Here is a 12943-nt window from a genome sequence, read left to right on the forward strand (position 1 = left end):
CCCTTCGTCCAGGCGGCCTACGAGATGCTGTGCGCCCTGGAAGGGCCAGTCCCCGGCGACATGCCGGGTGACCGTGTCCGCGAACTCCTGGGCAGAGGGCGAGAAGACCGACCACTGCCGGGCGGCCCAGTCGACCTCCAGTGACGGGATGCGGGCAGGAGTACGACTACTGGTTCCTGTACTCCTGCCACGCGCTGGCCTGGGCCGTCGAGCAGTACGACACCGCGCTCGTGCCCGTCGGCTGACCCCGCGGGGGCCGGTCGCTGCTACAGCCCGGCTCCGGGCTCGTCCACGGCCACGGTCCGCAGGGGCCGGTGACCCTGGTCGTCGAGCTGGGCGAGTTCGCGTTCGTAGTCGACGGTGATGGAGCCGTAGTAGTTGACCGCCGAGCTGCGGGCCGGGGAGATGTGCGCCAGGACCTCGGCGTCCACCTCACGGCCGGCGCCACGCAGCTCGTCCACGGCCAGGCCCAAGTACACCGTGTGCCAGCACACGACCGCGTTCGTCACGATGGTCAGACACCACGCCTGCGCGTTCTGCTGGTCGGGCTGGCGCCGGGTGACTTTGCCCTCGCGGGCGTAGTGGAGCTGGCGACGCAGGGCGTGGAGGGACTCGCCCTTGTTCAGCTGCCGGGCGATCTTGCGGCGGTACACCGGATCAGACAGATATTTCGCGGCGTAGATCGTTCTCCGGATCGCCCCGTACTCCCTGAGCGCGGCCGCCAGGGCGTTCTGCCGGGAGGACGCGGAGAGCTTGCCGACGATCAGGGAGGCGGTGGCGTGCCCGTACTTGAGCGATCCGGCGAGCCGCAGCAGGTCGTCCCAGTGGTCGGCGACCAGGTCGAGGTTGGCCTTCTTCGTCAGCAGCGGCCCCGCGGTGGGGAACTTCTCTTCGTAGTCGGTCTTCGCGCCCATCCGGTGCAGGGTGATCTTGCCGAGGTCGCGGATGCGCGGTGAGAGCTGCTTGCCCACCAGGTCGAACAGGGCGAAGTTGACCAGGGTCACCCCGTGCGTGTCGGTGGCGTGCTCGGTGATCGGCAGGTCGGTGGCGTTGCCAAGGATCTCGTCCAGCACGTAGTGCGCTTCGCGGTGCGTGGCCACGATGACCTTCGTGCCGAACGTGGAGTGCTGGTCGGAGACGTGCGTGTAGGTGGAGATCCCCTCGTTGACGAAGTACTTGTTCAAATGGCGCGCGGTGATCGACTTGCCCCGGGTGGGAAACCGCTGACCGTCCGAGGACGACAGGGTTCCCGAGCCGAACATCGCGGTCATGGGCAGCTTGTGGTGGTAGTTGACCAGGCAGATGTTCGCCTCGCGCAGCGTGTCCTCGCGGATGTACCACTCCGCGGTCCACGCCAGCACGTCGTAGGGAATGCCGCAGGAGGAGGCCATACCGTGCAGCCCCATATTCGTGGACAGCCCGATCAGGCAGGCGATCAGATTCCGTTTCAGCTGCGGCGAGCGGGCCTGCTTGCCGCCGGCGTGGGTGAAGCAGTCCAGGAAGCCGGTGTGCCGGTCCATCTCCACCAGCAGCGAGGCGATCGGCACGTTCGGCAGCATCCGCTCCAGCTCGCCGTGCAGCTCCTCGGCCTCGCTGGGGATGTCCTCCGCGGTGAGCGGCGAGATCACCAGTTCGCCCGCGTCGTTGAGACGGACCGGCCCGTCCCCGCTCGTGAGGGTGTCCTCCAGGTCGGTGAGGGCCTCATCCAGTTCCTCCATCACCAGCGGCAACGCCTCGGAGGCGTCGGGGCTCTTGCCGACCAGACGGCAGAACTCCGCCCGGTGCCCCTCCCACTGGGCGGGCTTGAACAGGTAGGCGGCCGGGTTGTCGTACCGGCGCGAGCCGGGCACGAAGACGTCCCCCGAGCGCAGCCCGTCGCGCAGCGCGAGCAGCACGCACAGCTCCCAGTAGTGCCGGTAGGCCCTCGCGTCCCCCTTCGCCGCCGCCTCATCGAGGTAGCCCTGCCAGCGGGCCGGGACGAACAGTGTCGGCGCCTTGTCCGGGACGTTGCGGGCACCGGTGGCGTTCAGCTCCCGCAGGATCTCCAGCGCCACGACCAGCGGCTGTGCCTCGGTGCCGCCCTTGAACCGCACCGCCTCCAGCACCTTCGGGGCGAACTGGCGGATGTAGGTGTAGGAACCTTCCAGCAGCCGCAGATGCCCGTGGTCGCGCGGGAGCCGCATCGTGGCCCCGGCGTTGGCGGCGATCAGCCGGGACATGCCGATCTTCCCCCGCAGCAGCGTGCCCACCGCCTCGTCCTGGATCCCGGCATCGGCCAGCACGGGCAGGATCTCGTCCAGCAGCGCGAGCCGGTCCTCGGAGAGCTTGGCCCGCTCGGCGAGCTCGTCGCGCAGCTTGATCCGGGCCCGGGACTCCGAGCCCGACAGCGTCTGGTCGAAAAGCTGCACGACGCAGTCCAGGACATCGACTGCGGACTGGGCCACCAGCGTGAGCAGGATCGGGTAGCGCCGGTTCGGCTCGCGCCGCACCAGCGCCTGCGCGGTCAGACGCCGCCCGACCTGGGCCAGGAAACGGCGCCGCTCGGCGGGCAGCGCGGACAGATCCAGGGTGTGCGCCTGAAGGCCGCGCAGGAACAACAGCTTCTCCACCTCGCCGCCCACGCTGTTGGGCGACGCCTGCACCGGCCCGGTACCCAACCAATGCAGCCGCGAGGAACGCAGCTTCGCATCGAAGACCAGCAGCCCGTCCAGAGAGCCGGCGAGCTCGCCGGTCAACAGGTGGGCCACACGGGCGTGGGTCTCCGCTTCGGCGGTGGTACGGGCGGTGGCGACCTTCTCCAGCAGCAAGACCACACCGGGCCGGATCACCTTCGCCGAGCGCAGGTACTCGCAGCCCAGGCGGAACAACAAGCTCGGTGAATCGTGCTCCATGGCGCGGGCCAGCAAGAACTCGTCCAGCTCCTTGTACTCGATGGCCTTCGCCTGCTTCCACCCCAGATACTCTGCGATCTCCCGCAGATGGCCGGTACGGGTCTGCTCCCGCTCGCCGTAGCCCCCCAGATCAGCCACGGCAAGCCCCAGCTGGCGGGCCAGACGGCCGACCGCCGCGGGCGGCCCGGCGGGCACGTCGTCGGGGACGAAGCCAAGCCAGGGCAGAGTGGACAGCTGCACGGCGGCGCCGAGCACGTTCTGAGCGCGGCGGAACTTCCGCAGGAACGCCTCGTCGGCCGGGGTGAGGGTGAAATAGCGGATCAGCTCGTCCTTACCGATCGCCGGGAAGGACCGTAAGCTTTCCAACTCCTCATCCGAGAACACCCGCGTGGCCATCGGCCCCTCCACCCCACTCGATCAACACCGACGGGCACCACCCGTACCCGGTCGGCCGATGCAGGCAGACGAAAACCCCCGAACTTGCCTCGGCAGTACGGGGGTTGGGCTGCTCTGCCACGCCCCTGAGAAGCGCGGGTCTCTAATCCCGGAGGTTCGCCATGGTCGGGTCGGCCTTGATCTGCTTCGCGCCCCGCACCGCGCCAAGCACCCCGGCCGGTAGCTCATCCGGCCACTCCTCGGGCTCGACCATCGTCTGCCGGCCGACCGTGAGCACGTACATCAGCAGCCCCTTGGCGACCTGCTGCTGAAGCGCCTCGCGCATCCCGCCCTCGCGCGGCGCGATGCCCGCGGCCTCCCGTACCGCCCGCTCGCAGTCCCGGGCCAGATACGGATGCGCAGGAGCGGACAGCGCCATCATTAAGTTCATCGCCTCGTGCGCGAGCCCGTCGCAGATCCGGTTCCACGTCTCGCGGTCGTAGCCGCCCTCCTTGTAGTAGTCGATCGCGAGGGTGACCCCCTCCACCAGCTCCTTCACCTTCGGGCCGATCTCGCCCAGGAGCTTCTGGACCTGCTCGTCACTCAGGTCGTTCAACGGCGACTCGTCGTCACTCAGCATGGCCGCGACGCTACCGACCCACCCATGGTCACCACGCCGATTCCCGAAGATCAGCCCAGATCAGAGGCTGCCGCACGGCTTAGCGTTGTCTTTTCGGCGAGAACTACCTCGACCCCAAGTCGGCGGGCATGGACCTCCACTTGATGCCGTTGTCGACCAGATAGCGGATGCCGTCGATGATCTCCCGCCGGGGATGGGCCTCGGGGTGTCCGCCGGTCGGTTTCTGGCATGCCGGAACCGGCAACAGCGGCTCGATCAGGCGCCATTCGGCATCGGTGATATCGGAGGGGTAGCGGGGTTCGCGCATCAGGTGGTGGGGCCCGGCCCGGGTGGAGAGCGTTGCGGACGCGTGGACCGGACCCCGGTCTCCTGATTCTGCGGTGAGCGTCTTGGCCGCGACGACGTCAGCGTGGTGGCCGGGCGGCCATCGCGAGGTTCGACTCGATCGCCTTCATCTGATCGCTGAGGTAGCCGGCCCATGTGCTTTTGGGGAACAGGACCAGGTGCGGGCCGATCGTGCCCGTGATCATCCGGCGGAACTGAGTGAGCTTCTCGCTGAGCCAGGCCCGCTCCCATTCCTCCAGCTCGGCCTCGCTCGCGCAGAAGTGGTAGCCCAGGTCACGCCCCCAGATGACGGGTGGCCAGCCGCGTTCGGCGCACAGGTCGCGCAGCGTGGCCAGTCCCCGTCTGGTCTGCCAGCGGCTGAGTTCGCACGCACCCATCAGCTGGCCCAGGACCATGCCGGCGGGCGCGACCTCGAACAGGGCGGTGCGGATCAGGTCGGCGTGGCGCTCCGCTGCCGGGGAGCGCTTGGCCACGGTTACTCGCCCCGCAGGATGCGGGCGAGTTCCTCGTCCATGTCGACCTCGCCGGTTTCCGCGGCGGTTTCGATCCAGTCCAGGACGGCCGGCAGCGGGCGACGTTCTGCGCCAGTACGGCCCGCTCGTCGCCGCTCAGGTGCCGGTCGCGCAGCTGGGGAACCGTCTTCCCGGAGGCGGAAACGAACCGGTGGCAGGCGCCGACCAGGTCCAGGAACTCCTCGGTCCGCTCAATCTTCCTCACCGCCCGACCCACCGGTGTCTCCCTGCGGAAGGCGTCCGCCTGCTGCTGGGAACGGTCGGTCTGCGCCCGGTTCACCGCGTGCCGGGCGGTGGCATCGGCGACCACCCTGGCCGCGACCTCCGGCCGGCGCAGCACGTCCGAGGCGACCTGCGCCGCGACCTGGTCGTCCTCGATGAGGTCATGGACGACTTCCGTCTTGTGCTGCGTGGCTTCCGCAACACACGGCGGTTGGGAGGCGCCGGAGACCTCGGTGTCGGCGTGGACGTCACCGCGCGTGACCCCGACGGCCGGCTCGTGATCTTGCAATGTAAGCAGTATCAGAACCCGGTCGGCTCAGGGCACGTGCAGAAATTCAACGGGACGGCACGCCTCCACCACGGAGCCGACGTCCCCATCATGATCGGCCTCAACGGCTTCACCCAGCCTGCCATCGACTTCGCCACGCACCACGACCTCATCCTCATGGGCCGCCCCGAACTGAAGAGATGGGCCCACGGCCAACACCTGTACGACGTCCTGGGCATCCCCAGCACGACCCAGTGAGCCCAGCTCGCCCCCACCCCGCTACCGGGCCGGCACTCATGCCTCTCGGCGTGGCGGGTGGGGCTGCTCCCCCTCCAGCGTGGGCAGTACCGCGATGCCCTTGCGGCCAAGCCTCTTCTTCAGGGTGAGGTTCTCGGCGTAGAGGTTCGCCGTCACCGTGGCGAGAGCGTCGAGCTTGCCTTGGGTCTCGGCGGACTGCGCCCTCGCCTCCCGCAGCTTCTTCCTGAGGTCGGCGATGGTCTCGTCGCGCTGAACCTCACCGGGCGTACGCAGGATGGGGCGGGCGACCTGCGCGTCCCACTCGGCGAGGATGTCTTCGGCGCGGTGCACGGTCGCGTGGCTCACCTGGGCCTCGCGGGCGAGATTCTCCTTGGTGAGGGCGCCGTCGGTGTGCACGGGCTCGCCGGCCAGCAGCCGGGCCATGGCCGCCCTCAGCTTGTCGGCGGACGCTGCGGATACCGGCATCAGGCGCGGCCTTCCTCTTCGAGTGCGCGGGTGATGCGCTGGACGTCGGCAAGTCGGACGAAGACCGCCTCTCGCCTCGGCGGTGACAGCCGCGGGTCCTTGGACCGGACGGTCAGGTCGTCCTCCTCGGAGACCCAGTACGGGGCGTGGGCGCGGGTGATGGTCGAGTTGCGGCAGCGGGACGGCTGGCAGGCGCCGAGCAGTGGGGCCAGTCCGCGCTGGTCTTCGGGGAGCTCGTCTTGGCACTCGGCCTGCGGGGCGTCGAACATGCAGTGGTTGATGGTGCCCAGGTGCAGGTTATGGAACTCGTCGGCGAGCAGGGCCTCTTCGACCCGCGCGTCGGCGATCTGCGCCCGGAGCTGGGGGTTGTTGTTGATGGTGTCGATGACCTTGTCGAGGCCGGCGTGGAGGCGGGCGGCGCCGGGGCCGACCGCGACGCGTTCGCCCTGACGGCGCCCGCGGAGCAGGTCCACGAGCTTGCGGGCGGCGGCCTGCTGCAGTTCGGTGTCGAATTCCTTGGCCCAGCTCGCGTCCATCTGTGCGTACGCCTGGGTGGTGCGGTTGGCCAGTGCCCGGCGTGCGGCGTGCTTGAGCTGCAGGCCGAGCGCGACCTCGGAGTCCGGTTCGCGTCCGGCGAGCTGTGACATGGTCTTGCGGAACATGTGCGAGCGGACGTGCGAGGGCGGGATCTTGGCCAGGCCGTGCCGGTGGGCGATGGTGTTGATGCCGTTGATGAAGAAGTCGATCTCGGCGTCGGAAGAGATCCCGGGCTCCGTGTGGGTCTGCTTGCCGGTGGGCGGGCGCAGGGCTGCGAACAGGTGGGTGGGATGCCAGGACAGCTGCTCGAGGACCGCGAGTGCCTCGGCGACCGGTTCGATGATCCACCAGTACAGTTCCGGGCGCGTGGGGTCCAGCTTGGTCTTGCGGGAACGGACGGCCGGGGAGCCGAAGTACGTCCGTACGGCGTCGCGTTGGATCTCTTGAACCTCCGAGTCCCGCATCAGGGTCAAGGCCGCGACGAACACGTAGATCGCGGCTCTGAGCATGTGCAGTTCGAAGGCGACCTCGATGGCGCTGATCTGCGTACGCCACGGCGCTGACGTCCCGTCCGCCCGCAGGATGTGCGCGGCGTCCGGGCGCTGAACAGGGTAGGCGCGCCAGCCGGCCCACAGGTCCGAATCGACGGGAATCCCTCGCCCGTCGGCCACGGCCTGCGAGATCAGGCGGGCTCGTGCCGCCCCTGACCGGTTGCGCCGGTCAAACCGCTTCAAGTTCCGGTGCCGGTTGACGTCCGGCGGGGTGGGCCCCCAGATCATGCGGGCGGCCATCCCCCAGATCGGCTCCCCGGCCTTTCCGTGCTCGTCGGTCGCGTACACCGGCACCACGGTGCCCGGGTCAGCGAGCCACCGTCGTACGTCGTCGTCCAGCTTCTCTTGGGTGACGCCCACACTGGTGCCCGGTGCGATGTAGCGCGGCCCGGCGGGGCCCTTGCCGCGGCCCACGCCCGCCGTGACGGTCATGACGCGCCCCGCGTTGAGCGCGGCCAGAACGGTGGCCCGCCGCGTGCGGGGCCGGTCGCTCTGGTTGTCGGCGAAGATGTTCATGGTTCTGCCGTCGGTGACCATCTTGCTCAGCGCGGTCCACATCGGGGTGCCGGCCGTGACGTTGTTGTAGTCCACCTCATGGACAGGCACCGCGTTGCCCGGCGTCCTGAGCCACTTCTCCAGCAGGGCATCCGTTTCCTCAGGGCGCACCGGCCGGGCCTTGGTGGAGCGCGGCTGGTCGGCGGGGACTTCCCGCTGCTGGGCGAAGTGGTCGCGCCAGCGGAAGATGTCCGGGGCGAAGGTGTGTATGTACGTCCAGGCGCCGCGCAGCAGCGGCCACCAAGTCTCGGGCGGGATCGCGGGAGTGGCGAGAGTGTCGCGGCTGGGTGCCTCCTCGTCGTACGCCTTGGCTGCAACGGTCGAGGCAGGCTCGTCGCCCCAGGGGTCGTCGAAGGCGCTGATTCCGGTGAGGACCGGGGCGAGTTGGCGCAGACGGCGGATGGCCGTTACATGGAACGCGACGGTTTTCACGCCTTCGACCTGGGACGCCTTGTGGGCTATCTCCTCGTGCCAGTCCTCCGGGTCCCACAGCCCAAGATCGTCTGGCAGTCCCTGTTCGCGGCCCCAGTCCATGATCTTTCTGATTTCCATCATCGAGGGGCGGATGGTGGCCACGGATAGCGGGACGACGGACAGGAAGATCAGGGATTGCCGCAGGACGGGGTGGGAGGGGTTGAGGAGGGCGAAGCAGTACTCACGCAGTTGCAGGTTGATCAGCGGGTCGTCCAGCGGGAAGACGAAGCGCCACTCGCCCGGCTTCCTGCTGGCGGGGCGGCCGATGCAGTCGGCCGGCCACCGGTGGCTCTCGCCGAACCGCGGCACCACGATGTCGTCGAGGAGTTGGTAGCCGCCGTAGCTGAAGACCTTCTCGTCGTCGCGGAAGGCCGACGATGCCAGCGCCTGGGGTGCGGGACGGGCCATCATCGGTCGAACTCCGTCCTCATCCCCAGGGGGAGGTCGAGGCGCAGGCCGAGCTCGGCGATCTCGCGGCGGGCCGCGGGGAGGAGGTCGGCGCACTCCTCGAAGACCTCCGCCAGGGCCGCTGCCTGCCGCCCCCACAGCGCCTGCCAGTGGCGCGGGGTGAGGCTGGCGCGCATGTGCTCGATGTGATCGGACAGCAGCAGAAGCCGCGGGATCTGGGAGGTGAACACGACGGCGTTGCGGCACAACATGCTCATCGCGGGTGCGACATGGCAGACCTTGGCGTCGTTGCGGTGTGGCGAGGCCCAGGGGTTACGGCAGTTGACCAGCCCCATGTCCAGCTCTCCCGTCCGTAGGGCTTGGGCCTGCTCGGCATCCAGGCCGAGGTCCTCGGCGACCTCGGGCTCCTCCAGGTGCTGCTCGGCCTCGGCTGTGACGAGCACCGGCCGCGAGGGTGTGGTCATGCGGTCGAAGACCCACTTCTGAGCTCGGTTGATCGACCGGCCGGCCAGAATGTGCGCGGTCGTGCCGTGCGCGTAGTGCAGGCGGTAGACCTCCACGTGGTGGTCATCGCCCGCCAGGTCGCTCACGGTGCCGCCGAGCGCGACTGCGCGAACGACCTTCGTGGTCTTGCGCAGCCGCCTGATCTCATACGGCTCGGAGATCTTCAGCGCCTTCCCGGCAGCATCGCGCTGCTCGGCTATCCAGCCGCCGAAGCGCCGCTCGCGGTCGGTGAAGTCGGCGAACTCGGCGTCCAGGACACCCCGGCGCCGTCGTTCCACCGCGAGGAACAGCCACGGGTCGGCGTCGGGGAAGACCGTCCGGGACAGTTCGGTGGCGGCCAGCAGACGCCGGAGCAGGCCCGGAACGTCCCAGGCACCGTCCCCGGCGAACTCCGGCGCCTCCTCTTCTGGCTCCGGATCCGGGTGCAGGTCGGCACGGACACGGTGGGCACGCATTTTGCGCTGAACCAGGCGAACACCGCCATCGGTCAACCCGATGTCGGGCAGCTGGAGAAAGTGGAGTTCCTCCGGGCTCGTGTCGCTCATGCCCAGCATCAGCAGCACCCGAAAGGCCAGCAGATCCACTTCGGTCGGAAACAGAAGGCGGCCCAACTCTGCGACGAGATAGCGAAATCCGCGCTTGAGGAGAGTGCCGTCCGGCGCGGTCGGGAGCAGGGCCTTCACTGGCTCCGGCCAGCTCAGCACGTTCTGCCGGAATTGCGGCTTGAGGATCTCCACGGTCAGCAGCCAGGGGTGCGTCGCCGCCCACAGCAGGTTCGCCGGCTCGTGCCACCCGCCTTCTCGGGGATCGACCCCGTGCTCCAGCATGTCCCGGCCCCGAGCCAGGCGGGCCTCCAGCGCCCGGACCGCGTCCCGCGCCGCGTCACGCAGAGCGATCCGCTCCGCGTTCGAGAACTCGTCCAGCGGCTCGCCCTGGTACGTCGGATAGGCGGGCGGGGCCTGCGCACGCACCCGCAGCGCCTCCGGCATGCTCGTGTCCTTCAGTGCGCGCTGCTCGATCAACGTCAACAGGGAATTTGTCTTCGCGTACGGGGAGTTCGAGCGGAGCCCATGGTGCTGACGCAGGTCTTCCTCCCACGAGTGGATGACCTCGACCAGATCAACCTTGTGCCCGTCCAGGCGGGCATCCGCCGGGTCCACACCGAACGGGGGCAGATGCTTGTCGACGAACTTCGCGAAGGACCGCACCGCCTGGGCGAGGCCCGCGCCCCCGTCGGACAGAGCCATGGAACGGGTGTAGGTGATCCACTCGTCGGCCAGCTGGGCCGCCAGAGTGCTGCACTGGTATTTCGCCGGGTCCACGAAGTGGCTCGACTTGCCGCCCCCGCGCGTCCAGGTCACGGTCCGGATTCCGACGTACTCCAGGTCCCGGGTGGGCAGCGGCTTCGGGGCGCTGCTGCGTACGCGCTGCTTGCGCTCGCCGCGGCGGGGCATCAGGCGACCCTCTGTTCGGCGATCGCGGCCGCGTAATCGGCGTAGGTGGCGTTCTTGTTGTTCCACTCGGCAATCGCCTTCGCCACCAGCACGTTGGTGTCCCGCATGTACCGGAGGTAACGCAAAGTCGATTGTGGACGGCGATGCCCCAATAGGTCCTGCAGCATTAGCAGGGGGTTCCGCGAGATGTGGTCCGTCAGGTAGCCGGTGTGCCGGCCGGCGAGATACTCCTCGGCTTCCTCCTGGAGGATCAGCTTGGTCAGCAGCCGCAGCATGTACACCGCGAAGGTGTGCCGCGTGTCGTGGATCCGGACCTCGCGCGGCATGACAATGTCGACCTTGTCCTCCTCGCTCAGCCGCACGGCGCGCAGATGCGCGGCGCCGAATATCTGCTCCCAGCGCTGCCGAGTCGGCATCCGTCCGCCGCGGCCGACAAACATCGCCATCGGCTCCAGCCCGTGGTCGCCCTCGAAGACCGCACGACGGCGCTTGTCCGCGTTCATGCTCTCGACCCGGAAAGTGCGGCGCCGACCATCGAGCATCCCACTCACCTTCATCCGCCGCAGGTCGATGTCATCGACGATGAACAGCTCCTCGCGGCGCCTCCACAGAGCCTTCGCCGCCGCCCGCACCTGCGCCGCACGCTCGGTACGCCGGTACATGTCCAGCTCCCGCAGCGTCGGATCCTGGATCACCACCCCGCGAGGCAGACCGTATTTCGCGATCGCCTGAAGCTGAACCTCCGCAGGAGAGGCGTCCCGTCGCGGCGGCCCCACCTCGATATCCAACAGGCAGTTGAACTCCTGCAGCCGCATGCCCGTCGTGATCGACAGTTCGGGTGCTGCGCTATCGCGCAGCGGCGAGCGCCCGCGGAACGTGCGATCGACTCGCCCGTCGGGCAGATAGCCACGCAGTCCGACCTGCTTGAGGAAGTTCCACTGCCGCCAGGTCAGATGCCGCACGTCCAGCTGCGTCGTGGCACCCCAGGACAGCACGTCGCGACCGTTACGACGACGGAAGTAGGGACGCTTGTCGATCAGCTTCTCGTCGTCGGCCCACCCGTAGAAGCCATTGATCATGGCCCGGCGCCGCTTCCAGGTCGCCGGCGCATCCGGCGACTCGCGATGCCCTGTGCAGTCCTCCCGATACGCCAGGAGGTCCTCCTCGATCACCAACAACAGATCGACCGGCGGGTCGAGCTCGTTCTCCAGAAAGTCGGTCAAGTCGAGGGCGTCGTACGTGTAGTCCTGCAACGACTTCGCCTTCAGCGTCTTGGCCATCTCAAGAAAGAACGAAACCAACGGCTCCGCCGGGCGCATCTGCGAGTCGAAGAAGAACGGAGTGCCCTCCTTCAACGCACCCTTCCGCGACACATACGCGAAAGCATCAAGATCCACGCCAGGCGGCGCCTCGTAGAAGCGACGCACCTTGCTGCGTGACACAAAGAAGTAGTCCACCCCGCACCACCATGATCATGAGACATCCAGAAGCGTGGAACCTAACAGCCACACCTGGGGGCTCATGTCACCCGGGGATCACACCTGAGACATCTGAACTTCCTTTGCATAATCGGGGCCGTGGCGGTTGACGGGCTCCCAGTAGGTCATGACGACCGTCGGCCGCAGGCTGGCGGCATGCTCGACCGCGCGGAGGGTGCGGTCGATGACGTTTCGGTTCTGCAGGGCGCGGCGGTACGCGGTCTGGATGACGGGGCCGTCGAGGAAGGCTGTGTGGTGTGCCAGCCCGACCTCGAACAGGCCGCACCCCGCGCGGGCAAGTGCGTCGAGGTGACGGCGTGCTTCGGTTGCCGTATGCAGGCCGGCGGGGACGAACACGCCGAGCGAGCAGCCGGGTTGGGTGAGGAGGGTGTGGAGGGGGTCGGCGGTGGCCAGGGTGGTGCCTTTCCCGGCGGAGGTGCGGTCGCCGGAGGTCAGCGGCGGCGTCCGGCCGGTGGAGTCGGGTGGTTGCGGGGGTAGCGGCGCTCCGGCCGTGGGTGTGTTGCGGTTGCTGGCCGGGCGCGGTGTCCGTGGTGGGCCGGCTGCTGAGGGCGGGAGCGACGCGGTCGAGGGTCTCGGCGACCTGCTGGGCCTGGTCGTGGGCGTGACGGAGCTGTTCAGCGACGTCGTCGGGGAGCCGGTCCCATTGGGCTCGGTACTGGTAGCCCTGGATGATCTCGGTGGCGTTGCGGAGCTGGTCGGCGAGCTGTCGCAGGATCGCGGTCCTCTGCTCTGGGCTGGTCGCGGCGTGTGTGGCCTGCAGGAGCGCATCGAGGGCGGTAGGCAGCGGGCCGGCGTCCGCGGGGAGGCCGAAGAGGTGGGCGTGCAGTGCTTGGGCGAAGACTGTGACTGGTCCGCCTCGGGAGCGGTGGCCGAATTCGGCTGCCGCCTGGGGCCGGACGCGGAAACTGACGATCACGTCGCGGGGCGCGGCGTCGGGGTGGATCTGGTCGGCGAGGGCGCGGGCGACGTCGTGCGCTGTCGGGGT

At 68.7% G+C, this 12943-nt stretch carries 9 protein-coding genes and 2 pseudogenes; 1 reads left to right on the forward strand and 10 read right to left on the reverse strand.

All coding sequences use genetic code 11. From position 1 onward, the window contains the following. Positions 1 to 266: 266 nt before the first annotated feature. The 5 genes and pseudogenes from J7I98_RS25475 to J7I98_RS42950 all read right to left on the reverse strand — a co-directional run bounded on the left by J7I98_RS25475 (position 267) and on the right by J7I98_RS42950 (position 5142). Positions 267 to 3287, reverse strand: a complete 3021-nt coding sequence (locus J7I98_RS25475) for a Tn3 family transposase (RefSeq protein WP_214926185.1) — start codon at positions 3285 to 3287, stop codon at positions 267 to 269. 142 nt (positions 3288 to 3429) lie between these two features. Continuing rightward, entirely contained in the window at positions 3430 to 3906 is a 477-nt protein-coding gene (locus J7I98_RS25480; RefSeq protein ID WP_214926189.1) for a hypothetical protein, read from the reverse strand. Between the two features lie 118 nt (positions 3907 to 4024). Then, positions 4025 to 4213 (reverse strand): annotated as a pseudogene (locus J7I98_RS25485) (transposase); the annotation flags it as partial. Positions 4214 to 4310: 97 nt separating this feature from the next. Beyond that, entirely contained in the window at positions 4311 to 4724 is a 414-nt protein-coding gene (locus J7I98_RS25490; protein ID WP_214926193.1) for a RacP protein, read from the reverse strand. A gap of 2 nt (positions 4725 to 4726) precedes the next feature. Next, positions 4727 to 5142, reverse strand: a pseudogene (locus tag J7I98_RS42950) (DUF6192 family protein). Positions 5143 to 5148: 6 nt separating this feature from the next. On the opposite strand from J7I98_RS42950, the gene J7I98_RS42955 reads away from it, so the two are divergent. Continuing rightward, a complete protein-coding gene (locus J7I98_RS42955) occupies positions 5149 to 5511 on the forward strand; it encodes a restriction endonuclease (protein ID WP_251021183.1) in 363 nt (120 codons plus the stop codon). Positions 5512 to 5547: 36 nt separating this feature from the next. Here the strand turns inward: J7I98_RS42955 and J7I98_RS25500 are convergent, their stop codons facing one another. The 5 genes from J7I98_RS25500 to J7I98_RS42635 all read right to left on the reverse strand — a co-directional run bounded on the left by J7I98_RS25500 (position 5548) and on the right by J7I98_RS42635 (position 12294). Then, positions 5548 to 5976: a hypothetical protein gene (locus tag J7I98_RS25500; protein ID WP_214926196.1), complete on the reverse strand. Its 429-nt coding sequence runs from the start codon at positions 5974 to 5976 to the stop codon at positions 5548 to 5550. After that, on the reverse strand, positions 5976 to 8504 hold the full coding sequence (locus tag J7I98_RS25505; protein WP_214926199.1) for a hypothetical protein: 2529 nt from the start codon (positions 8502 to 8504) through the stop codon (positions 5976 to 5978). The genes J7I98_RS25500 and J7I98_RS25505 overlap by 1 nt, the downstream gene beginning before the upstream one ends. After that, positions 8501 to 10459 carry a hypothetical protein gene (locus tag J7I98_RS25510; protein WP_214926202.1) on the reverse strand — a complete coding sequence of 653 codons (1959 nt, stop codon included), beginning with the start codon at positions 10457 to 10459 and terminating at the stop codon, positions 8501 to 8503. The genes J7I98_RS25505 and J7I98_RS25510 overlap by 4 nt, the downstream gene beginning before the upstream one ends. Further along, positions 10459 to 11916, reverse strand: coding sequence for a recombinase XerD (locus tag J7I98_RS25515; RefSeq protein WP_214926206.1), 1458 nt, complete (start codon positions 11914 to 11916; stop codon positions 10459 to 10461). Before J7I98_RS25515 ends, J7I98_RS25510 begins: the two co-directional genes overlap by 1 nt. 78 nt (positions 11917 to 11994) lie before the next feature. Beyond that, positions 11995 to 12294 carry a tryptophan synthase subunit alpha gene (locus J7I98_RS42635; RefSeq protein WP_214926214.1) on the reverse strand — a complete coding sequence of 100 codons (300 nt, stop codon included), beginning with the start codon at positions 12292 to 12294 and terminating at the stop codon, positions 11995 to 11997. Positions 12295 to 12943 lie beyond the last annotated feature (649 nt).

Source organism: Streptomyces sp. ISL-98, from assembly GCF_018614055.1.
GTDB lineage: Bacteria > Actinomycetota > Actinomycetes > Streptomycetales > Streptomycetaceae > Streptomyces > Streptomyces spiramyceticus.